This is a genomic window from Pseudoalteromonas sp. 1181_04, assembly GCF_052850545.1.
In genome coordinates this window covers 201,076-224,782 of the sequence record NZ_VXCS01000001.1, presented here as the reverse complement: position 1 = coordinate 224,782, position 23,707 = coordinate 201,076, and the positions used below count along the sequence as shown (strand labels likewise).

Genomic DNA, 23,707 nt, shown 5'->3' with positions numbered 1-23,707 from the left:
ACTCCTATGCGAATTGGCGTGTTTCGCCTTCGCCATCTACGTTGCTAACACAACGACCACAAATTTCTGGATGCGCAGGATTTGCACCTACATCATCACAGTAATGCCAACAACGTTCGCACTTTTGTGCGTCGGTAGCTGATACGCTGATGTATAAGCCATCAATTTCAGTTGTTTGAGTTGCATCTGGTTGTGCATCAACAGCTGTAACAGTAACGTTAGATGTTAAGAATACAAAGCGAAGCTCATCACCCAAAGCTGCTAATTTAGCTGCAAGCTCTGCATTGGCAAAAATATTCACATTAGCTTGTAGTGTCGCACCGATCACGTCTTCTTTACGTGCACCTTCTAACACACGGTTTACTTCATCACGCACGTTTAGAATCGTTAACCAATCGTCATTACTAAACTGGCCTTCGCCAACCGCTTTTAAGCCATCATACCAAACTGAGGTAAACACATATTGGTCACGCTCACCTGGCAGTGCTTGCCAAATCTCTTGCGCGGTAAAGCTCATGATTGGCGCCATCCAGCGCGTCATAGCTTCGGCAATATGATATAGAGCTGTTTGACATGAACGACGGGCATGACTATCGCTTTTCGCTGTGTATTGACGGTCTTTGATCACATCTAAATAGAATGAACCAAGCTCACCAGTACAGAAGTTCATTAGCTTTTGCGTTACTTGGAGCATTTGGTAACTTTCGTAAGCCGCCAAAATTTCATCTTGTAATTGCGCCGCACGGCCAACAATCCAACGATCAAGTTCAACCATGTCATCAATAGCTACTTGGTCAGTTTTAGGATCAAAACCACTTAAGTTAGCGAGTAAGTAACGGCTAGTGTTACGAATACGACGGTAGCGATCCGCAGAACGGTTGAAGATTTCATCTGATACGGTCATTTCTGCAGTGTAATCAGTTGAAGCAACCCACAAGCGTAAAATATCTGCACCGAGTTTATTCATCACATTCTGTGGTGAAATAACGTTACCTAGCGATTTTGACATCTTACGGCCGTTTTCATCAACAGTGAAACCGTGAGTTAGCACTTGACGATATGGTGCATGACCATTAATTGCCACTGACGTCATCATTGATGACATAAACCAACCGCGGTGTTGATCTGAGCCTTCTAAGTATAAATCAGCTGGACCAACTAAATCTTCGCGAGCATCAACCACACAGGCGTGCGTTACACCAGAATCAAACCATACATCTAATGTATCTTGCACTTTCATGTATTGCTGAGCATCAGCTTCACCAAGTAAAGTTGCAGGCTCTAAGTCATACCATGCTTGAATACCGGATTTTTCAACCAGCAAGGCTGCTTTTTCAATCAAAGCTTGAGTATCAGGATGAAGAGCACCGGTGTCTTTATCAACAAACAGTGCAATTGGAACACCCCAGGTACGTTGACGCGAAATACACCAATCTGGGCGACCTTCAACCATGTTTGCTATGCGGCTTTCGCCCCATTCTGGCAACCACTGAGTGTTTTTAATCTCTTTTAATGAATCTTGGCGCAAATTAGCTTGATCCATACTAATGAACCACTGCGGCGTTGCACGGAAAATAATTGGCGTTTTATGACGCCAGCAATGCGGGTAACTGTGCGTTAAGGCATGGTGATGCATAAGCGCATTACGCTCAGTCAGCACATCAACTACACTCGCATTGGCTTTGAATACATGTTGACCTGCAAAAAGCTCAGTGTCAGGTAAATAAACACCATTTGCACCAACCGGGTTAGCCACTTCTAAGCCGTATTGTAGACCTGCCACGAAATCTTCTTGACCGTGGCCAGGTGCTGTATGCACGATACCCGTACCAGAGTCAGTAGTAACATGATCGGCCACAATCACTGGTACATTAAAATCGTAAAATGGATGTGCCACTTGTAAATTTTCAAGTGCTGAACCCGTTACATAACCTAATACGTGAAAGTGCTTAAAGCCGTAGCGATCCATTGCATCTTTAACTAGCTCTGACCCTATAATCAAACGCTGCTGCGCGCCGTCATCATCAACTTGCACTAAGGCATATTCTAGTTCAGCATGCACGGCAACCGCACGGTTAGCTGGCAGTGTCCATGGTGTAGTTGTCCAGATCACTGTACTGACAGTACCTTTACCTTCATGATCGGCTTTTAAATCAAAGGCACTAACAACGGCTGCTTGATCAACAAACTCAAAACGCACATCAATCGCTGGTGATTGCTTATCTTGATATTCAACCTCAGCCTCGGCCAAAGCAGAACCACAATCAGTACACCAATGCACAGGCTTTGCGCCTTTGTGTAAATGGCCTTTTTCGATGATACGTCCAAGCACACGAATTGCGTTTGCTTCGAAGTCAAAATTCATGGTTAAGTAAGGCTTATCCCAATCAGCAAATACGCCTAAACGTTTAAAATCAACTTTTTGGCCTTCAACTTGTTTTTTAGCGTATTCACGACATTTCTCACGGAATTCTGCAGCCGTGACTTTCACGCCTGGCTTACCCACTTTTTTCTCTACCATTAATTCAATCGGTAGACCATGGCAATCCCAACCAGGTACGTAAGGCGCATCAAAATCAGATAAGGTTTTTGATTTAACAATAATATCTTTTAGAATTTTATTTACTGAATGACCTAAATGGATATCGCCGTTCGCATACGGAGGGCCGTCATGCAAAATAAAGGTTTTTTTACCTTTCTTAGCGTTGCGAATTTGACCGTACAGGTCGTCTTCATACCATGTCTTAAGCATTTTTGGCTCACGTTGTGCCAAATTGCCGCGCATTGGAAACGTCGTTTCCGGTAAATTCAAAGTATGCTTGTAGTCGCTCATTAATCCTAGTTTCCGTATCGGCTACCTAATTTAAACCAAAACACTGTTTAGCGGCAGCAACATCAGTTGCTATTTGTGCCGTCAATTGTGTTAATGTCTCGAATTTTTTCTCATCGCGAAGCTTTTTAATTAACTCCACGTGCATAAACTGTCCATAAATATCTTGCGCAAAGTCGAACAGATGAACTTCTAATAATGCGCGTGTTCCATTAAATGTGGGTTTGTTGCCAATATTTGCAACCCCATACACTGTTTTATCGTTTAACGTTACTTGTACCGCAAACACCCCATTTACAGGGCATACTTGCCGCTTTAACGCAATATTTGCAGTCCTAAACCCTAATTCACGACCGCGTTTCCAGCCATGAATCACTCGCCCTGATATTGCGTAATCATGACCTAGCATCGCTTTGGCTTGCGCTAACTGACCTTCAGCTAATGCTTGGCGGATCAAGGTGCTGCTTACTCTAGCATTTAATTGCCGAAAACTCGCGGTGCTTTTTACATCCATATGAGCCGCGAGGCCCATTTTTTTTAGTAAATTAAAGTCACCTTGACGTCTTTTACCAAAGCGAAAATCATCACCTACGGTTAGCGCTTTGACACCCAACTTGTTGATCAGTATCTCTGTTACAAATTGCTCTGCTTCCATATTGGCAAATTGCTGATTAAAACTAATACAAATTACCCGTTCAACGCCTAACTTTGCTAACAGACCTAGCTTATCGCGTAACCGCATTAATCGAGCTGGCGCATTATCTTTGGCAAAAAACTCTTGTGGCTGAGGCTCAAATAACATTACCGTACTCGGTAAGTTATATTTTTTAGCGTCATTGAGTAATCCATTGAGTACTTCACCATGACCTAAGTGCACACCATCAAAATTACCAATGGTCAACACACAACCATAATGCTGTGTGCGAATATTGTGGATACCTCTAATTAACTCCATGCCACCTAATGCCTTTGTAAGCGTTATGTACCGAGTAAAATTTCACTTGGGTTACAGAATCACCGATTATACCCAAACCACCTCAAGATGCGAGTTTCAGTTGATTTTTTTAGTCTGATTGAGCACTAACAACGTTTTTTATGGTATTTAGTCTTACCCCGAGTAAAAACAACACTAAAAAGTACACCCCCCCTGCCAGAGCGAGTAAACCTATCAATAAAACAACTTGCTCACTAAAATGCCACTGACGCCATAAAAACTGTGTCGCAGCGTACCAAACTACAACCCCCATCAATAAAGCGGCGAGCAAACATTTGCAGGTAAACAATAAACTAAAACGCGAAAACTGATAAACCTGCTCTTTGCTTAATTGACGATAAAGCAGATACGCATTACAACTGGCCGACATTGAAGTCGCAAGCGCCAATCCTAAGTAACCTATAAACGGTGCTAACATAATATTAAAAACCATGTTCAACACCAGCGTAATAATGCCAATACGCACCGGAGTTTTAGTGTCTTGACGTGCATAAAATCCCGGCGCTAAAACTTTGATCAACATAAAACTGACAAGCCCAACAGAGTAAGCCATCACCCCTAAACTCACGGCCTGAACATGATCGACATCCCCTTGACTAAATGCGCCATGATCAAATAATACAGAGATGATTAACGGGCTAATGATCATCAAACCAATCATCGCAGGTAAGCCTAAAAAGATCACAAACCGCACTCCCCAATCTAAGGTGTGCTGAAAATCGCTGCTTTTTTCGCTGCTATGTAATTTAGATAGCGCAGGTAAAATAACCGTCGCGATACCAATGCCAAATAACCCCAGTGGAAATTCGATTAGCCGGTCAGAATAATATAACCAAGCAATTGACCCTGTCATTAACAATGACGCAATCATGGTATCAAGCAGTAGATTAATTTGACTAATAGATACCCCAAACAAAGCCGGTAACATTAACTTACGGACTTTTTTTACATTTTCGTCCTGCCAGGCCCAACGTGGTTTACTGAGCATTTTCGCTCGGTACAGAAACGGCAATTGAAACAATAACTGCACCACTCCACCGACAAACACACCAATAGCTAGCGAATAAGCACCAACCGAGAATTTATCGTGTAATAAGATTGCACAGGCAATAATCGAAATATTCAACAGCACTGGCGTAAAGGCCGCAACAGCAAAACGATTATAAACATTCATCACCGCGCCACTGAGAGCAACAAGACTTACAAAAAATAAATAAGGGAACGTTAGCTTAAGTAAACTACTGGCTAATACAAATTTTTCACCGTCTGGGCCACCTTGCCACCACTCAATAAACCACCCAGTACCAAATAGTGCTGCAATAATTGGCGATGCAATTACACCGATTATAGTTACAACCAATAAAATAGTACCAAGTGTGCCAGCGGCTTGAGCAACAAACAGCCTGACTTTGTCGTCTCCTTGTTGCTGTTTGATTTCCGACAAAACGGGCACAAATGCTTGCGCAAATGCCCCTTCAGCAAATAAGCGGCGTAAAAAGTTGGGAATGCGATTAGCAAATAAAAAAACGTCGGCGGCAGCACCTGCGCCAAGTAAATTTGCGACAACAGCATCTCGCACTAATCCTAAAACACGCGATATCATTGTCATTGCACTTACAATCATACCGGAACGAAATAATCCTTTTGCCACACTAAACCTGCTTTAAAACCAACGATAAAACCAATTATGCCACAGTCTTTTTTATAAATCGCTCTAAAGCACTAGGCTGAACTCACCGCCTTTGTTACAATAGCGGTATTAACTGTGCTAGAGCGGCAAATTGATGTTCGTTATATAGGAGCAGTTTTTCTTGGTATGTCAAATTTTTATTGACATTCACGATTAAAAAAGGCATATTCCACGGCCTTTAAATTAAGCTTATTTTAAGATTGTTAGGAGCAAACCTTGGCTAACATCAAGTCTGCAAAAAAACGCGCTATCACTAGCGAAAAAAACCGTCAGCATAACGCAAGCCGTCGTTCAATGATGCGTACATACTTCAAAAAAGTAGTTGTTGCTATTGAAGCGGGCGACAAGGAAGCTGCACAGCAAGCTTTCGCAGTTGCTACACCTATTTTAGACCGTTATGCAACTAAAGGTCTAATTCACAAAAACAAAGCAGCTCGTCATAAGAGCCGCATAGCAGCTAAGATCAAAGCGCTATAATTTGTTTTTGCTAGAATATAAAAAACCGGTCTTGACCGGTTTTTTTATATCTATCATTTAACGCTTAAAATTATTTAAACACTGTTGTTGCGTTAAACAACGTCTAATTCTGGATAAAACTTTTTCAACATTGCCGCTATTTTCTTCGGTGTAAATGGTTTTACCACAAATCCTTTAGCCCCTTTATCGATTGCATCTTTAACATTCTCAACCGTTGAGTGAGCCGATACCATAACGACATTAGTTTGTGGGTTTATTTCATTGATCTGCGCGATAATCTCTTTACCATCACCGTCTGGCAACTCAATATCTAAAAAAATAATATTATAATCGGCCGCTTGGCAAGCACTTATACATTGCGCAGCTGTCGACGCTTCTCTAACATTTTCAATACCTAAGTGCATTAATGTTTGATGGAGAAAGCTGCGCACTGTTCCCACATCATCCACTATTAAAATTGAAAGCTGCGTATTCATTGTTGATCCCCGTAGGTTATGAACTAGGTTTAAGTTATTATGCTTAATAACTTTTCTAATTTAATAATCTCATTATAGAGAGCTCTGCTTAAAAGGCCAGATTTGCTTTATGTCAAATAATATAAAAAAACAATCCTTGCTAGGAAAAACGCCTCAACGAAAAAAACCAACGGCACCAACTAACAAGCGAAAAGCGCTTGCTCAGGCAAACGTCACGCAAGCACAAACACAAACTGCTAGTAGTGAATTGGCTGAAACAAAAAAAAGCCGCACAGGCATTATTGTAGCGGGTGTTATTGTGTTTACTATTTTAGTTATCCCCAAACCACAGTTATTAACCTATGAAAAATTAGGATTAGTAACGCAAAGTGTATATTGGCCGGGACTGTTTGGTTATGGCGCCATGTTATTTGACTCAAATTTGCAGCCAAATGCCGATTTAGCGCGTAATAGCCTTTATTTATGTCAAAACAATAAGCAACCAGATACTTGTCAAAAATATCGAGTAACCGAACAAGCCGGCTTTTTTTCTGCATTACAAAAATTAATTTTGGATTAAAAAAACTAATCTGAAAATATAAAATTACTTGGTTGAAAGGTGCGCAAAATATCAACATAATGGCGCTCCTTTTTTCAACACTTGAACAACGATACAACCATGCTAAACGAGCTAGATTGGCTTTTAAATATTATCCTGTTAGCCCTAGGATTAGGGGCGTTTTTTATCAATCAATTAACAATACTGCGTGTAGCGGCGATCAGCGCCTGTGCTTTACTGTTTTTGTCATTTAGCTTGGATTTAATGTCGTCGAGTGTTATTTCAAACATGAGTTTAGTGTTGATAAACACGTTTTACTTGTTCAAGGTTTATACCTTTGGGCAATTAAATGTGCCGCAAAATTAATATCTCTCCCTAGATAATTTTATGTACCCTACCGGGCTTTGCTCGGTAGGGTATTTTTTTGCGCGAATAGAACTTGGGCAGCAAAATGAACTAAGTTAAAATCATCGGCGTATTATGCTATTTTGGGTATCACTATGCCTTTAACTGACTCTGATTTATTTTTAACGTCTATGGAAGACGTTGCTCGCCTAGATCACGATACGATCGAACCATCACAACACTTAACTGGCCCCTCTTTAGCCCAGCAACAAAAACGCAAAGCCGCAGAATTAAATTTAAACATCGATGAAAATTATCTACGTAGTGAATTAGTCGAGCTATTAGAGCCTAATGCACTATTGAGTTATAAAAATGCGGGAGTGCAAGATGCTGTATTTAAAAATCTTCGATTAGCTAAGTATCAGCTTGATGCGACACTTGACTTACATGGCCAAACACTAAAAAACGCACGCCAAGCCTTATTTGAATTTATAACTGATTGCCAAAAAAGTAATATTCGTGTGGTAGTGATCCGCCACGGCACTGGTATCAAAAATAAAAAGATCCCTGGGGTGTTAAAAAGTTATACCAATAAATGGCTACAAGAAATTGACTGCGTATTAGCCTTTCATAGTGCGCTTAGGCATCATGGTGGCAGTGGTGCAAGCTATGTCTTAATTAAAAAAAGTGATGAGAAGAAGAGTGAGAACCGGGAGCGTCATAGTAAACGCTAACCCGGCTTCGATATCAATTGTTGGTTCTATTTATTCTGTTTGGCTTTGTAAAACGGGGGCTTGTTCACTTGCATTAGCTTGATTAAACCATGCAGACACACCCATTAAGACCACTGAAATAACGATAATGCTAAATTTAACGCCTGTTTGATGCTGTTTCATTGTACACCTTATTATTATTGTTAGTGTTTTTTGAATTACCTAGACTAACTAAAATTACAGATGTTAACAAGATGTACTACGCTATTGTCGCTGAACTTTTAATAACCTTTTGTTCTATCAACCTGATTATTTAATTTAAGGCCTGTTTTCATACGTTGTACATTATTAGCAATCTGCTGCGTTACAGTTTCCAGATCAGACAATGCCGCGCAATGGGGAGTCATTGTAACCGCTGAATGATGCCAAAAAGGATGCTCTGCAGCTAATGGCTCTTGTGCAAAAACATCCAATGTTGCTCCTCTTATAATTTGATTATCTAATGCCCAAAGTAAATCGTCTGCAACGACGTGCTGGCCTCGCGCTACATTGATGAGCACGGCATGACTTGGTAGCTGCATTAATAAGTTGCGATTAATAAAGCCCTTCGTTTGCGTGGTTAGTGGAAATAAACACACGAGATAATCAGCTTGTGCTAACAAACTCGGTAACTCACTTGCTTGATGAATACAATTTACTTCGGGTATATTTTTAGGGTTTTGTGAAAATGCACTTACGGTAAAATTATTAGCCAGTAAACGTTTAGCGCAGCTTTGTCCTAACTCACCAAAACCTAAAATCACAACATGATTATGACTATAAGCGCGTTTTGGCAGCCATTGTCGTTGTTGTTGCTTAATCACATAGTCTTTAAGCCTTAACTTATGCGCTAAAATATGGGTAAGCACATACTCTGCCATATCATGAGCTAAATTTTCATCAACGATGCGTGTCACAACGACATTGTCAGGGAGTAAGTTTAAATCAATGCTATCGACCCCTGCGCCAAATGAAGAAACTACTTTTAAATTTGGTAGTTGTGCCCACATATCTGCAGGTGCCAGCCAAGCAAGCACAAATTCAACATCCTCTAAGTTATCACAATCTGGCCACTGTGAAATTTTTACATCGGGTAATTTAGTCGCTAACGCAGTAATAATTTTACTGCAATCACGTCCACTAATCGCAACGAGTACGCTCATGTTATGCCTATAGAGTTGTTGATTTGCAAAGAGTATAACCTTTGTTAAAACATTTAATCTAATCGAATTACTGCTCGGCTCTTTAAAAAGTCACACAACTGCAACCTAATTGTCATGGCAAGCTTTTACTCTGGCGATATATTGATCACCATATGCAAACGAGGTAATTATGATCAGTGTTGATAAAGTAATCGCAGCAAATCTACCACAATTAGAAAACTCACCTAAAGTAAAAAGTTTAGTTAAAAAAGGGTTAGGTTATTTGCTTCACGAACAAGAATTTGTTGCATTTGGTGATGCCTACCCGCACTTACAAGGCATTGAGTTTGTTGAGCAAGTGTTGGATGAACTAGATTTTGATACTCGCTACAAGCCAAAGCAGATTGAGAATATTCCTAGCGAAGGTAAGTTAGTTATTGTTGCTAACCACCCTATTGGCTCTTTAGATGCACTGGCATTAATTAAAGTATTATCAAGTGTTCGTAAGGATTTAAAGGTCGTTGCCAATCGCATGTTAATGTCAGTTACGCCAATGCACTCATTATTACTGCCGGTCGATAATTTATCGGGTGACAGTAAAAAGCAAGAACTCAATAATATCCACCAGCACCTTAAAGAAGCTGGGGCCATTCTCATTTTCCCAGCAGGTGAAGTGTCGCGTTTAAGCCCTACCGGAATTAAAGATTGCAAGTGGAATAGTGGTTTTTTACGGATCGCAAAAAAAGCCAATGCGCCAATTTTACCGATTTTTATTAAAGCCAAAAATAGCCCACTTTTTTATGGCACATCGATGATTTACAAGCCTTTAGCGAGTTTATTACTGGTTAAAGAAATGTTTAAACAACGACAAAAATCATTAGAGTTTGAAATAGGCGCATCGATACCTCCAGAGTCTTATTTAATTGAAAACCTTAAAGACAAAGAAGTAGTCAATCTGATCCGTAAGCAGCTTTATGCACTTACCTCAAAGAAAACCTTACCGCTTAAAACACAAGCACCCATCGCTTCCTCAGAATGCCGCAAGGAACTAAAAAAAGCCATCGAACAATGTGAGCTATTAGGCACAACTCAAGACGGCATGCAGATATACCTTTATCAATATCAAGGCAGCTCAGCGATTTTCAGAGAGCTTGGCAGGTTACGAGAGATTTCGTTTCGCACTGTTGGTGAAGGCAGTGGTAAGCGTCGTGATATTGATAAGTACGATATGGATTATCAGCACTTGGTTTTATGGGACGGCTCACAACTTGAATTGGTTGGCGCATACCGACTTGCTTGTGCTCAAGCTATTATTGATAAACACGGCCGCAAAGGTTTATATACTGATAGCTTATTTTCTTACAGTGATGCAATGACTCCTTACTTTGCTGCAGGTATTGAACTGGGTCGCAGCTTTGTACAACCTAAATACTGGGGTCGTAAAAGTCTTGATTATTTATGGTATGGGATTGGCGCGTTTGTGAAAAATTATCCTCAGTATCGCTACCTCTACGGCGCAGTCAGTGTCTCGAACGCGTTGCCAGAACCTGCCAAAGCCATGTTAGTTCATTATTATCAGCATTATTACGGCGCTAAGCAGGTTATTGCTACACCTAATAATGAGTTCAAACTCACAGAGCAGCAACTCATACAGTGCGCAAATCTATTTAGCGGTAATGATGTCAAAGAAGACTTTGTTGAGCTCAAACATGTGCTCGCAAACATGGGTGCCCAAGTACCCACTTTATTTAAACAATACACCGAACTATGTGAGCCTGGCGGCGTACAGTTTTTAAGTTTTAGTGTTGATCCTGATTTCAATAATTGTATTGATGGCTTAGTGCTTGTTGATCTTGAAAAAGTAAAAGCAGGCAAAGCAAAAAGATATTTAGGAAAGAACTAAGAACGCAAAGGTGTATAAAATAACAGCGACCAGCCATCTAGCTTATTTACTAAACCTACTTTTGATCCGTAACGTGAATTTGCGCTCGCTGTATGCTATCAAAAGTAGTTTTTATGTGCAGATATGATAAAGTGGTTGTACACAAATTGTTGACAGAACAGCTATGAAAAGGTCCCTGCTATTTTTAGCTTTTATCATTATTTTTTCGGTAGTTAGCATTCAATTATTGGTGATACCTCATTTTGAAAGTAACGTCAGATACCCTACTGAAAAATGGGCTTTAGAGTTTTTAACATCAGGATCTACGGATCTTCTTGCACAACAATTACAATCCATACCTAAACACCAGAGAATGGCATACTTACAAACCATACAAGCTAATTTTGGCTTTGAACTTACTTTACAAGACTATCAACAAAATGATTTTTCAAGTGAGCAACAATCTTGGCTCGCAGAGGATAAAATTTGGGGTGATCCGCAAGCAGATTTAGCATATCGAAAAATAGATGACGAACAGCTATTAGTAATTGTAAAACCCAATACGGTTCCTAAGCATCTGATCAACGAAGCGCAACGTTGGATGATGGGCTCTTTTTACCTACTGAATAATATGCTGATGCAACACCCACAGCAGAGCTGGCCGTCGATAATTGATTCGCTCAGTGATGATTTTACATATCCCGTTGCACTGATGACATTGAGTGAGTTAACTTACACAGAGCAACAAATAGCCCAATTAAAAACAGGAGCTATTGTGACCATATCAACTGCGGATTCTGATTTTATTGGCTATCCCGCCGACACTGCCGTACAGCGCATCAAAAATAGCGATAAAGTAATTGTACTTGGCCCTTTTAGCCCTCAACTAAAGGGCAAAGTGGTGTACATGTTAAGTATCTTTTATTTTATATTCGGCTTTTTTCTGCTTATACCAATTATAATATGGTTAATTCCTGGCTGGCGCTCTATGTTATCGCTCAATAAAGTGGCGATATTACTTGGACAAGGTAAATTTGATGCTCGCGCTAAGCTAATTCGTTTTAGCCATCTAACCCACTTGTCCAAAACGTTTAATACCATGGCCGAAAAAATACAACGCCTTATCTCTTCTCATAAAACTCTGATCAATGCTGTATCACATGAATTGCGAACTCCCATCGCACGCATTGAATTCAATGTTGAATTACTTAGAAATAGTACAACCAATGACTATCAACTAGGGCAACTAGAGCGGATTGAATTATCTTTGAATGAACTAAATTCATTAGTGTCAGAAATGCTTACACATGCTCGATTTGAGCGCGAAATACCCACTCTTACATTTGCAACCGTTGAACTTAATCATTGGATAAAACATGAGTTAATCTGTTGGCAAGAAGCCAACCCTGATACTGAGATTGTTTTACTTGAACAAGGCGCTTGCCATGCAATGATTGATAAGTTTTATATGAGCCGTGCATTAAGTAATTTAATGCGCAATGCCATAGCGTATGGAAGAAACCATATTCAAGTAAGCTATGAACAAACCGCAAAAGGCTGGCTGATTTGTGTTGCTGATAACGGTGATGGTATTCCTTTACCCTGTGCTGAGAAGGTATTTGAACCATTCTATCGAGAAGATCAAAGTCGTAATTTGCAAGTCGGTGGAACCGGACTAGGCCTTGCAATCGTTAAACAAATTTTAGGCTGGCATGAAGGAACCGCGAGTGTTGAGCCATCCAGCTTAGGTGGTGCATGTTTCATACTAAATTGGCCTGCCAAACGCACACATCGATAATCCACATAGAGAACAAGAAATGAAAACAAAGATTTTAGTGGTAGAAGATGATTTACCGCTCGCTGAGTCAATTCAAGAGTATTTAACGATTGAAGGCTATCAGGTTGAAATAGAATCAAATGGCGAGCATGCGGTCTCCCGTATTCTTCAGTGGCAGCCAGCTCTGGTGCTGCTTGACGTTATGTTACCGAACAAGGATGGCTTAACGGTATGCCGCGAAGTAAGGCAGTCATACAGCGGCTATATTTTGATGTTTACTGCACGAGAAGAAGAAATTGATCAGGTTGTAGGGCTTGAAATTGGTGCCGACGATTATTTATTAAAGCCGGTGAAACCTCGCTTACTACTGGCAAAAATTAAAGCTTTTTTAAGACGTGGACATCCCACAGATCCACTCGCCATAAAGCCACAAACGAAAGAGTCTATAACGTTTGGGCAATTAATCATTAATACGCACAACCGAACTGTCTCTTTAGCAACGCAACATATCCAGCTCACAGACGGCGAATATGACCTACTGCTACTGCTTGCTAAAAATGCAGGAGTTATTCTGTCACGTAGTGACATTGTTGAAAAAATAAAAGGTTATCACTATGATGGAATTGAACGTGGTGTTGATAATCATATTAGCCAGTTACGCAAGAAGCTCGGTGATAATGCGCGTAACCCAATAAAAATTAAGACTATCCGTTCCAAAGGCTACTTATTTGTAGTTAGTGCGTGGTAGTTCTAGGTGGATATGGCGCTATATCTCCAACATGGGAGTAGCGCCTTTGAGAGACTTGAACTGTGGATAATACATCTATCTCAGCAACTATTTCACACTAACCAGAGGAGTTTTAATCTAAAGTTATTCTTCAGCCATTACTCGTTTACCATTACTATCGACAACTAATAAATATGAAGCGCCAAAATTACCCGCACATAAATCGATAGCCTGATTGGCAACTTTTAGGCCATTAGCACAATTACTCACCGCTAAGAACGCTGTGACACTGCCCTTTTTTGTAGTTAATACTTTTTTATCATCAATTGACACATCGTACTCGCCATAGGCAAATAAACGCACATTAAATACATCTGCAGTATTGTTTTGTTTTTTATCAATGACAGACAAAGCCCGCTTACCTGAAAATTGCCAAGCAATTACCCATAAATCGTCGTTATTACTCAAGGTTGTATTTATGCGTTCCTCTTTATTCGCATTGATACTATCTTTAACTCCCAAGTTAATCATGTTATTGATTACTTTATAACTGTAGTTATAGCGACTACCCACAGCATTGGCCTCTACATCGCCCGCAGCGATATTATCACTATCGAATAAACCACTGTAGCCGGTGCTAATACTCCTTTTTTTGACATGAAAGTCAGCCATATAATCCAATGAATTTATGAAAGACATATTTGCTTGATGGGTTAATTTATCATCTAATTCATCCGTGCTTTCACCACATCCACTTAAAGCAGCTGCCACACCAAACAACAGTGCAATACTAAATCCTTTATTACTGGTGCTCATAACAATCTCCATAATGTTTAATTTTATCAACGCTAAAAACCGCACTAAACGCTGTTATTACTTTAATAATTTTTTATTAATCAATTACTAAGTATTTTATTTCGAATAGCGAAATTTACTGAAAAAATGTTAGCATATCCTTTACGATACATCTCTCAGCGCTTGTCGGACATTGTCAGAAATTGTCTGTTTATAATGAACAGTTTAATGATAGCCTTGCGTTATAGTCAGCTGATAAGGCTAAATACCTGCTCTAAAAGCTGTGTATATATTTTCTCAATTTTTAGTAAGTCATTAATAGGCACATGCTCGTTAACTTGGTGGATGGTATTATTTCGTACCCCGCATTCAATCACTTGGGTGTAATCATTAGCAAAAAACCGCCCATCAGAAGTTCCGCCACTGGTACTTAATAAAGGATAACTGCCTGTCACATTAAAAATAGCTTGTTCAACTTGAGTCAATAAACAGCGACGCGTTTGATGACTCGTATAAAAAGGCTCACACGGGCGCTCCCATTCCACACTCAGCAAAGCTTGTAAATCGTCTAACGCGAATTGAATTTCATTTTTTATATCACTGCTTTTATAACCATGGCTATAGCGAATATTAAATGTCATTTCACATCGTGCTGGCACCATGTTATCGACAACATTAGCAATATTAATCCCGGTTACTTGCAAGCTCGTATGTGAGCTTGGCTCGTCACGCTGCCAAGTTATGCTAGTTAAGCGCTTGATTACTTCTGCACTAAGATGAGCTGCATTGATGGTGTTTTCTGGATAAGCAACATGCCCTGCTTTGCCGTTGATCACTAACCGCGCAGAGAGTGCACCTCGACGGCCATTTTTGATTGTATCACCAACATGCAAATGACTGGTTGGCTCGCCGACAATGCAGCCGTCAAGTTGGATGCCCTGTTGCGCTAAACGCTCGGCAATCAGTAGTGAACCATATTCCGCCTCCCCTTCTTCATCAGAGGTGATCAACCAGTAAAAAGTACCTTTTTTTGCAGCTACGTTAGCTAGTAATGCACGACTGGCACATAACATGGCGGCAACGCCCCCTTTCATATCAGCAGCGCCTCGGCCATAAATCGCGCCATCAATAATATCACCTGAAAATGGTTCTGCTCGCCACGCCCCTCCAGATGCGGGGACCACATCAATATGCCCCGAAAAAGCATAGCGTGGCCCATCACCAAAGCTTACTTTAGCTATTAAGTTAGTAACATTATTAAAGGTAAACTGTTCACAGTTAAAGCCAAAGTCTGTTAACTGCTTTGCTAACCAGTCTATTGCCCCGGCTTGCTGTGGTGTAACAGATTTAAATTGGATCAGCTTTTGAAGGTAACTGACCACAGTATCAGTGTGGATTGCATCATTCGTGGTGTGAGATTGGATAGCTAAAGTCATAATTAACACCCTTATTAAGAGAGAGTGTATTCATTACAACCTGAATTTATGACCGCTTTATGAAACACGGATTATACTAATCGTTTTAAGTTACTGACCATTTATAGCGACAGAAAAATACAGTGATAACAAGGCAGAGATTTTGACATGTAGTTGTTCTCGGCAATTGCTCCTGCATTGCTCTACCTCTTGCATCCATGCAGTCTTAAATGAAAAATTACTAACGCAGTTAGCGCTTTATTTAGCGCGCTAGAATGGTTAAATATTTAAGTCGATTGGTATTAGTGTGCACCTTCTTCGATGAATGCTTCTTGGCTAACTTTAGCGATATCTTTATCATCTTTGGTCAATTTTGTTTGTTGCCAACGACCACGACAAAACCACAAATACGATAGCGATGCGACGATCACATTGGTGACAGCAAACGAGTACCAAATGCCGTGATCGCCCAGATGTGTGTGTTTTGACAAAATATACGCCACCGGAAACTGTACTACGCATTGAGAAAACAGCGCCAACAACATCGCATTAAGCATGTTCCCTGATGCTCTAAATGCAGCCACCACACATAATTGCACGCCTATTCCGCCCCAAGTTAAGCACATAACACGAATAAACTGTGCGCCTTTGGCTATCACACCTTGATCATCGGGGATAAAAAATGCCACTAAGTAAGGTGCAAATATAAATGCAATCGCCCCAATAAAAGACAAACCACATAATCCCCAAAGTACCGCCAACTTAGTAATTTGCTCTGCTCGTTGCGGGTTACCTGCGCCCATGTTTTGTCCGACCAAGGTCGACACAGCCATCGAGAGTCCCATAGCCGGGATCATCACCATCTGTAATATATTTGAACCAACACCATAAGAAGCAATGGTTTGAGTGCCAAAACTAGCCACTAAAAAAGACATGATAATCAAACCAAATGCACGCGCTGACAACTCCACAGAGCCTGGTGCACCTAAATAAAACGCTTGTTTGATATAACTGTAATCAGGAATGAAACTTGATAATTTTAGCTTAATACCATGGCGACCACGCATAAAAATAACAATGCCAGCAATGGCTGCCAAACTTTGTGTCACCAATGTAGCCAGCGCTGCCCCCATCACCCCAAGACCTGTAAAGCTGCCATAACCAAAAATAAATAATGGATCGAGTACAAAGTTTAGCAACACGGTTACGGAAACAATGATCAATGGCACCTTGGTTTGGCCAATACCCCGCATTAAGGCTTGAAACATGGCATAAATAAATACAAATACCACCCCCACAAATGACACATGCATAAATTTTAAAGCATCGTTATAAACGGCATCTTCAACACCCAGTAAATGTAAAAAGTAAGGCGATAGCAAATAACCGATAACTCCTAAAAAAATGGCCGTCACAGTCACCATTAACACTGTTTGTGCGGCCACATGGTTTACTTTATCTTGTTGGCCAGCCCCCATATATTGCGCTGACAAAATAGCCCCCGCCATCGCAAGTCCAGAGCCAATCGCAATCACTAAAAAAGTCACCGGCATACTGACTGACACCGCTGCAACTTGTGCCGCCCCTAAGCGACCAACCCAAAACGCATCGGTTAATTGATAGGCAGATTGTAAAATGTTGATAAGAATAATAGGAACTGCAAGTTTTAACAGTGCTTTGCTAATAGAGCCAGACAGAAAAAGATGGTTGGTTTCGTTCATTGTATACCCTTGCTTTAAGCAGCAATTATAACTTATTTTCCTGACCTATTGATGAATAGCAATAAAAAAGAGTGCACTGTCAATCGATTTTAAACGTCAATTAAGTAAACCTTAATCTAAATCAAACAAACGCTGCGCCGTTTTATACCCTGTTATAAAGCTTGATCTAGAACAGTTTTATATTTTTTTTTTGGCTGATAATAGCGTCAATTCAAAAAAGTAGTTCTCGGAGAACAGCATGAAAAAACAACTTAGCGCAGCGTTACTCACCTCACTTTTAATCGCGTCTCCTTTCGCCAGTGCAAACTTAAGCGTTAATGTCGGTGCTATTAATGTTAACCCTGACAATAGCAGCTCAGCGATCAATGAAGATCCAAGTTTAGGCTTAAAAGGTAGCTCGGATACACAACTAGGTATTACAGTTGACTATGCATTTAACGATCAGTGGGTTCTAGAATTGGTTGCTGCAACACCCTTTTCTCATGAAGTTAATGGCGCAGGTGGTTTAGCTGGCAATAAAATAGCAGATATTAAGCAATTACCGCCGTCACTAATCGCTCAGTATCACTTTTTAGAAAGCACTTCAGCATTTCGTCCGTTCGTTGGTGTGGGTATTAACTACACAGTGTTTTTTGATGAGCAACCTTCAGCTGCACTAAAAACAGTACTGGGTACCGATAACGTTGAAGTCAAGCTTGATAATTCATTTGGTTTTGTAGCCCAAGCAGGCTTCAATTACATGCTAGATCAAAACTGGGGCGTACACGCAATGGTATCAATCATGGATATTGAAACCGATGCAACTGTGTATGCCGGTGGCAAGCAAGCCCTCACTTCAACAGTAAAAATTGACCCTGTAGTTGCCATGTTAGGGGTTAAATACGCTTTTTAAACATACTCTAAAAAGGCCTGATGGCCTTTTTATCTGTGTGTGTAAAATCAGCTGGGAAGATTTGTTATTTTTTTCTGCTCTAACATTTCTTTCCAGTGCATAATTTCCGCTGGTAATATAGGCACAACACCGTCGAAGTTTACCGCCTCTAGCATTTCTTCTACACTGACGACACCTCGCTTGCGCTTAAACACACCTCTTACATAGGCGATCGCATGCAAGCCACGCTCGGAATGAAATTTTTGCTCAATATAAAAATACTTATGATCCCAACCCACTAAGCGCGTGCTAATGGTATAGCGTTGCATTGGCTTAATATCACGAATATAAGTAATGGCTGTGGCGTTAACGATAGGAAACCAACGTTTTTTCATAATCGTTTCAAGCAAGCCAACTCGCTCAGTCATCCAAGTGCGAGCTAAATCCATCATTGCTAAATAACGAGAGTTAGTAAGATGTAAATTGATATCACAATCACTTGGCAGCGCTTTGTAATCTATATCCACAGTGTCTAACAATGATTGATAATCACGGTTACGTTTGATTTTAAAAAATAATAATAAAAGACGAAAATATAAGTTCACAATAAAGGTCTTACCAGTTAACAATTTTGTGAGTGTAGCATAGCGTATTGCATTGGAGAATATTCTGCTCTACTCTGAAATTCTCTGATTATAAATAATAGTAGAAAAATGATGAAAAAATCAGTTTCTTATTTAAGTGTGGTATTAGCATTGATGAGTACCAGCGCGATGGCCGACTTTAACTATCCAGGCGAAGGAAACGTACGTTATCCAACTGGGGTTGAAAAGCCGTTTCTATTTGGGTTTGCTTGGCAGCAACAAAATAGCAAGTTTACTATAGGTAAAAAAAGCTATGATATGCAATTACCTGAATCCTATTCCATTGCTATTACTTTAGCAAAAGACGAGCAACAAGTGTGGGTGCAAGAATTTAATAATGGCTTTATTGAAGGATTCAGCTGGGAAATTGGCGAACACACAATCAAACTTGAAAAACGTCAATATAAAGGCGCGGTAAAAGGGGATTATGTTATCAGTTTAGATAACAAAGATTACTTTTTTGCCCGTAATAACATCAGTATCTTAATTAAGTTCACCGCTGAGGGTATCGATACTGTCGCTATTGACGGTGTAACCAAAGATATGGGTACTAAGCAATAGTACCCAACACTGTTGATTTGAGTCAGTTTACACTTTTACCGTTTTACGATTAATGCCGTAATCACGTAGCTTATTTGCAACTGCGGTATGACTTAACCCTAAACGCTTAGCCAACTGTCTCGAACTTGGGTAAGCAGGGTACAACTTACGTAATAATGTAGCCTCAAAACGCTTTACAGCTTGATCGAGCGAGCCCTCAAAATCAGACTCCAAGTACCCTAAATCATGGGTAAATGTAGGTAATTGTAAATGCTCAACACGCAGCTCGTTATCATCTAATAACGAGACCGCACGGTATATCGCATTTTCTAATTGGCGGACATTGCCCGGCCAAGGATAATCTTGTAAAAACGACAAACATTCTGCAGATAGTTCCGGAATTGCATGACCATTTTGCTGCGCATATTTTTGAATAAAATGTTCTGCAAGTGGCCCTACATCAGCTTTACGATCACGTAATGGAGCAATTTCTAAAGTCAGTACATTGATCCGATAATATAAATCTTCTCTAAACGTACCCTCTTGTACCATCGCGGGTAAATCTTTTTGCGTGGCGGCGATAATGCGTACATTTACTTTTACTTCGTTCTCATCGCCAACTTTGCGAAATGTCCCATCTTGTAAAAAGCGCAGTAACTTAGTTTGAAGTTGGGTAGACATTTCACCCACTTCATCTAAAAATACCGTGCCACCATCCGCTTGCTCTAATACGCCGCGTTTTGGCGCTGCATTTTCTTCATAACCGGCATAACCAAATAATTCAGACTCAGCAACATCATCAGGCAGTGAAGCGCACGATAAAGCGATAAAAGGTTTCACAGAACGATTAGATGCATAGTGACAAGCGCGTGCCAGTAACTCTTTGCCGGTACCGGTTTCACCAGTGATAAGTATCGGAGCTTCAAGTTGCGCCATTTTACGCGCTTCACGAACCACACGACGCATCGCAGTGCTAAAGTTGTGAATAGTTGCAAAGCTTTCTTGACCATAACGACGAAACGCACTTACCTGCTGACCTAAACGGCTTTGTGATTTGATGTTGATCACCGCACCGGCTAATACATCACCTTCGTTGCCTTGTGGTACTGCGATTGGCAAGATATCCGCGATAAAATCTTCACCAGCCACCTCAACCCGGGTTGTTTGTCCCAGTACTTCTTTGCCTTCTAACCAACGGGTAAAGTTAAAGCCTTTCAATAGATTATTAATATTTGAACCAATAACTTCTTTTTCAGTTAACTGTAAGTCTTTACATGCAGCATCGTTGCAAAGCCTTACCCAACCTTTGGCATCAATTGAGATCACACCATCTGGTAGCGCACGCAACAATGTGTTGAGCTCATTATGCTCACGCTCAGAAGGTAAAAAAGCGGTGGTACGTACATCCTGCACACCATCAATTAATCGAATTGAGGGCATGATTTTTTGAAACTGCTCAAATTCAATCGGTGGAAAACTCACATACATACGACAGTTAATTGAATCAACTTCAATACCTTTTAAATCAACGCGATAGTTGACTAAAATATTGAGTATTTCTTGAGCAATACCGATGCGGTCTGCACAATGGATATCTAAACGCATTTCACCCTCAAAAAGAGAAAACCTACTATGTCGCAAATAATACGCTAACTACCCATCGCTGGGTAGTCTATTGTAAAGATTTTTGGACAAATGATACTAACCATTATTGCAAAGACTTTTTATGGCAACTGACTATAATTTAGCATGAATGATATTAGAAAAATTCAAATACTTGGCTAATATCATTTCCACAAAAAATCCGTATAATGAAAACATATTAAAAAATGTAACTACAGTGATAACGAGGCTTGTTTGAAAATTAAAAAATATAAACTCTTTTCTATTCTCTGCTTAGCCCTAATTATCGCTGGCTGTAAGGTTGAAGACCCCTATGATACAGGCGAAACACAAGCCCAAAAGAGCGATGCACAACTGCGCGATGATTATTTAAAAAAAACGTTTAATGGTGTAATCACAATAACCGATCAGCAAGCTAATAGTGTGGCTGGCATCATGGTTGAGTTTGCAGGACAGCAGTATCAAACAAATGCCAGTGGGCAAATTAATTACTCAGGTATTACAACAGGTAACCATCGGTTAATGATCGCTGATGAAAGTTACTTCCCTGCTGTCGCTACAGTCAAAATTACTGCTGATAACGCTCAGCAACAGCTGACCCTAACAGCTAAGAGTAGTAACTCGGTTAGCCTGCTATTTGCTGGCGATACTATGTTTGCACGACGCTTTTTAGATCCCTCTTTGGCAACTATGACGGCTGCGATCCCTGATGTCGCAGGGGCACTTATTCGTCCAGCAACAGCCAGTGAAAATGCTCAAGCATTAACACATTTTGTCGCACCATTTTTTCAAGCTGCTGATTTTTCATCAGTAAACTTAGAGACACCGATAACAAGTAGTCCTGAAGCAGCACATCCAACAAAAGAGTTTAGCTTTTTTTCATTACCTGAGACGCTAGATGGGATCAAAGCCATTGGTATTGATTACGTCGCACTAGGAAATAATCATGTGTATGACTTTTTAGAAGATGGCCTCAATGATACTTTGCTTGAAGTAGATAGCGCTGGCCTTGCTCACAGTGGCGCAGGGAAAAACATAGCCAGTGCTTACCAAGCAAAGTTCATGGATGTGGGAACACTCACGTTAGGACTTTTTTCAGCGACCTCCATTACAGGTAAAGAACATGCAATTACCTATGTTACCGATGCCACAAAAGGCGGTGCCGCAGATTTAACAGAAACAGAATTAGTCTCCAACTATCTTAATGATGCAGTGCAAAATAGTGATTATGTAATTGCCCAAATGCATGGTGGTGATGAATACACTTATCAACCCAGCGGTTACATTAAAGGCAGGTTTAATTCTTTATCCAAACAACAAACCAATTTATTAGTTGCTCATCATCCGCATATTGCCCAAGGCTTTGCAGTTTTTAATGGCGTACCTGCCATTTTAGGCTTAGGCAATTTTGTGTTTGACCAAGACCGCTTAGAAACGCTGCTTGGTGTTGCGGTGTTAGTAAATGTAGACAAAGATGCATCTCCTATGACGAAGCGCGCTTTTGCTTACCCTATTTATGTTGAAGGGTATCAGCCTAAATTTACCAATGGTTTTTTGAGTGATTATTTATTACGACGTCTGGCTGAGTTTTCTGATAATAACATTACCTTGATCCCACGAGATGGTTATGCCGATGTATTTTTCACCGCAGATCAAGCGACTGTTTCTCAGCACACGGAAACAGTTACAGTTACCCCAAATCAAAGCATTCTAGATTTACGCAACTTTGCTCCATCAACAAAAGCATTTTTATCTAAACTTGAAATCATTGACGGATCGCCAAGTGATGTCACTTTAGGGCGCGATTTAATGATTTTCGGTGACTTTGAAGATTGGGATAACGATGATGAACAACTAGAAGTTGCTCGTTGGGATCACACCGGCGACAGCGTAACGCCTTGCTTAAGTGGTGCTCGTTCAGGCGCGCAAGGCTTATGCTCTGCTCGCACCCAGTTTGATAACACGCCATCGCTGCTCCCATTTAGACAAACCATTCGTGCAATGGAATTACCTAATGATGATGGCTCAATTGATGTCTTCAAGGAGTTTAGTTTGTTTGGTTACAGTAAAGCTGAAAACGCCGGAAAACTAGACGCAAAAATAGTTTATACCACCGCTGAGGATGGCCTTGAATTTTCTACTCAATTGGTCGATATTGAACCGGCTGGTAACCATGACTGGCAAGCCTTAAACTATGACTTTTCACTGCCTTCTGACGACTTAACACTTGGCCCAGAACAGTTACCACCGCGCGGTATTAAAGTTACCTTGCGTCACTTTGCGCCAAATAGTGGCGAAGCAAGCTTAGCGTTGGATGATATGGCAATGATTTCATGGCAACAAAAAGTAAACTTCACTGATACGATGTGGCGCACGGATAAAATCCATGGATTTGACTTTTTACGTTTAAATGCAACGTCTTCTGTTACGTTTAAACTAACGTATAGCACCTTTAATTAATCTCTATT

Annotated in this window: 21 protein-coding genes; 10 read left to right on the top strand and 11 right to left on the bottom strand. The window is 40.4% G+C overall.

The features are described from left to right. Positions 1-4: 4 nt before the first annotated feature. The 3 genes from ileS to murJ all read right to left on the bottom strand — a co-directional run bounded on the left by ileS (position 5) and on the right by murJ (position 5,433). Positions 5-2,833, bottom strand: coding sequence for an isoleucine--tRNA ligase (gene ileS, locus FW757_RS00975; RefSeq protein WP_182739368.1), 2,829 nt, complete (start codon positions 2,831-2,833; stop codon positions 5-7). A gap of 25 nt (positions 2,834-2,858) precedes the next feature. Then, entirely contained in the window at positions 2,859-3,785 is a 927-nt protein-coding gene (gene ribF, locus FW757_RS00970; protein WP_446440754.1) for a bifunctional riboflavin kinase/FAD synthetase, read from the bottom strand. Between the two features lie 109 nt (positions 3,786-3,894). Then, the gene (murJ, locus tag FW757_RS00965; RefSeq protein WP_404699110.1) at positions 3,895-5,433 is read right to left on the bottom strand and encodes a murein biosynthesis integral membrane protein MurJ; all 1,539 of its coding nucleotides are present in this window, start codon (positions 5,431-5,433) and stop codon (positions 3,895-3,897) included. A gap of 297 nt (positions 5,434-5,730) precedes the next feature. Here murJ and rpsT point away from each other — a divergent pair, with 297 nt between their 5' ends. Continuing rightward, positions 5,731-5,991 carry a 30S ribosomal protein S20 gene (gene rpsT / locus FW757_RS00960; protein ID WP_145237275.1) on the top strand — a complete coding sequence of 87 codons (261 nt, stop codon included), beginning with the start codon at positions 5,731-5,733 and terminating at the stop codon, positions 5,989-5,991. A gap of 92 nt (positions 5,992-6,083) precedes the next feature. Here the strand turns inward: rpsT and FW757_RS00955 are convergent, their stop codons facing one another. Further along, positions 6,084-6,467 (bottom strand): response regulator, encoded by a 384-nt coding sequence (locus FW757_RS00955; RefSeq protein ID WP_145237278.1) that lies wholly within the window; start codon positions 6,465-6,467, stop codon positions 6,084-6,086. Between the two features lie 109 nt (positions 6,468-6,576). Here FW757_RS00955 and FW757_RS00950 point away from each other — a divergent pair, with 109 nt between their 5' ends. From FW757_RS00950 to smrA, 3 genes are all read left to right on the top strand, one after another. Further along, positions 6,577-7,026 carry a hypothetical protein gene (locus FW757_RS00950; RefSeq protein ID WP_446440753.1) on the top strand — a complete coding sequence of 150 codons (450 nt, stop codon included), beginning with the start codon at positions 6,577-6,579 and terminating at the stop codon, positions 7,024-7,026. Positions 7,027-7,125: 99 nt separating this feature from the next. Then, positions 7,126-7,371, top strand: a complete 246-nt coding sequence (locus FW757_RS00945; RefSeq protein ID WP_145237284.1) for a hypothetical protein — start codon at positions 7,126-7,128, stop codon at positions 7,369-7,371. 134 nt (positions 7,372-7,505) lie between these two features. Further along, positions 7,506-8,084 carry a DNA endonuclease SmrA gene (smrA, locus tag FW757_RS00940; RefSeq protein ID WP_182717078.1) on the top strand — a complete coding sequence of 193 codons (579 nt, stop codon included), beginning with the start codon at positions 7,506-7,508 and terminating at the stop codon, positions 8,082-8,084. A gap of 30 nt (positions 8,085-8,114) precedes the next feature. On the opposite strand, the gene FW757_RS00935 is transcribed toward smrA, so the two are convergent. Beyond that, positions 8,115-8,246 (bottom strand): hypothetical protein, encoded by a 132-nt coding sequence (locus tag FW757_RS00935; protein WP_257325490.1) that lies wholly within the window; start codon positions 8,244-8,246, stop codon positions 8,115-8,117. Between the two features lie 98 nt (positions 8,247-8,344). Then, positions 8,345-9,265 carry a 2-hydroxyacid dehydrogenase gene (locus FW757_RS00930; RefSeq protein ID WP_182794080.1) on the bottom strand — a complete coding sequence of 307 codons (921 nt, stop codon included), beginning with the start codon at positions 9,263-9,265 and terminating at the stop codon, positions 8,345-8,347. Between the two features lie 169 nt (positions 9,266-9,434). On the opposite strand from FW757_RS00930, the gene FW757_RS00925 reads away from it, so the two are divergent. From FW757_RS00925 to FW757_RS00915, 3 genes are all read left to right on the top strand, one after another. After that, complete coding sequence (locus FW757_RS00925) at positions 9,435-11,147, top strand: GNAT family N-acyltransferase (RefSeq protein WP_182717076.1); 1,713 nt, start codon at positions 9,435-9,437, stop codon at positions 11,145-11,147. 163 nt (positions 11,148-11,310) lie between these two features. Further along, complete coding sequence (locus FW757_RS00920; protein WP_446440752.1) at positions 11,311-12,924, top strand: ATP-binding protein; 1,614 nt, start codon at positions 11,311-11,313, stop codon at positions 12,922-12,924. A 19-nt stretch (positions 12,925-12,943) separates the two neighbouring features. After that, entirely contained in the window at positions 12,944-13,651 is a 708-nt protein-coding gene (locus tag FW757_RS00915) for a response regulator transcription factor (RefSeq protein ID WP_182717074.1), read from the top strand. 123 nt (positions 13,652-13,774) lie between these two features. Here FW757_RS00915 and FW757_RS00910 read toward each other — a convergent pair whose 3' ends face one another. From FW757_RS00910 to FW757_RS00900, 3 genes are all read right to left on the bottom strand, one after another. Then, positions 13,775-14,446: a hypothetical protein gene (locus FW757_RS00910; RefSeq protein WP_446440751.1), complete on the bottom strand. Its 672-nt coding sequence runs from the start codon at positions 14,444-14,446 to the stop codon at positions 13,775-13,777. 227 nt (positions 14,447-14,673) lie between these two features. Continuing rightward, the gene (gene dapE / locus FW757_RS00905) at positions 14,674-15,861 is read right to left on the bottom strand and encodes a succinyl-diaminopimelate desuccinylase (RefSeq protein ID WP_446440750.1); all 1,188 of its coding nucleotides are present in this window, start codon (positions 15,859-15,861) and stop codon (positions 14,674-14,676) included. 281 nt (positions 15,862-16,142) lie between these two features. Beyond that, positions 16,143-17,561, bottom strand: coding sequence for an MATE family efflux transporter (locus FW757_RS00900; protein ID WP_182717071.1), 1,419 nt, complete (start codon positions 17,559-17,561; stop codon positions 16,143-16,145). Between the two features lie 238 nt (positions 17,562-17,799). Here FW757_RS00900 and FW757_RS00895 point away from each other — a divergent pair, with 238 nt between their 5' ends. After that, positions 17,800-18,453 carry an OmpW/AlkL family protein gene (locus tag FW757_RS00895; RefSeq protein ID WP_149980817.1) on the top strand — a complete coding sequence of 218 codons (654 nt, stop codon included), beginning with the start codon at positions 17,800-17,802 and terminating at the stop codon, positions 18,451-18,453. 47 nt (positions 18,454-18,500) lie between these two features. Here the strand turns inward: FW757_RS00895 and FW757_RS00890 are convergent, their stop codons facing one another. Next, positions 18,501-19,037 (bottom strand): thioesterase family protein, encoded by a 537-nt coding sequence (locus tag FW757_RS00890; protein ID WP_149980818.1) that lies wholly within the window; start codon positions 19,035-19,037, stop codon positions 18,501-18,503. Between the two features lie 108 nt (positions 19,038-19,145). Between FW757_RS00890 and FW757_RS00885 the strand changes: the two genes are divergently transcribed. Then, entirely contained in the window at positions 19,146-19,637 is a 492-nt protein-coding gene (locus tag FW757_RS00885; RefSeq protein WP_446440749.1) for a hypothetical protein, read from the top strand. 27 nt (positions 19,638-19,664) lie between these two features. Here FW757_RS00885 and tyrR read toward each other — a convergent pair whose 3' ends face one another. Further along, complete coding sequence (gene tyrR / locus FW757_RS00880; RefSeq protein ID WP_149980819.1) at positions 19,665-21,221, bottom strand: transcriptional regulator TyrR; 1,557 nt, start codon at positions 21,219-21,221, stop codon at positions 19,665-19,667. Positions 21,222-21,473: 252 nt separating this feature from the next. Between tyrR and FW757_RS00875 the strand changes: the two genes are divergently transcribed. Beyond that, positions 21,474-23,699: a CapA family protein gene (locus tag FW757_RS00875; protein WP_220493209.1), complete on the top strand. Its 2,226-nt coding sequence runs from the start codon at positions 21,474-21,476 to the stop codon at positions 23,697-23,699. The last annotated feature ends 8 nt before the right edge of the window (positions 23,700-23,707 follow it).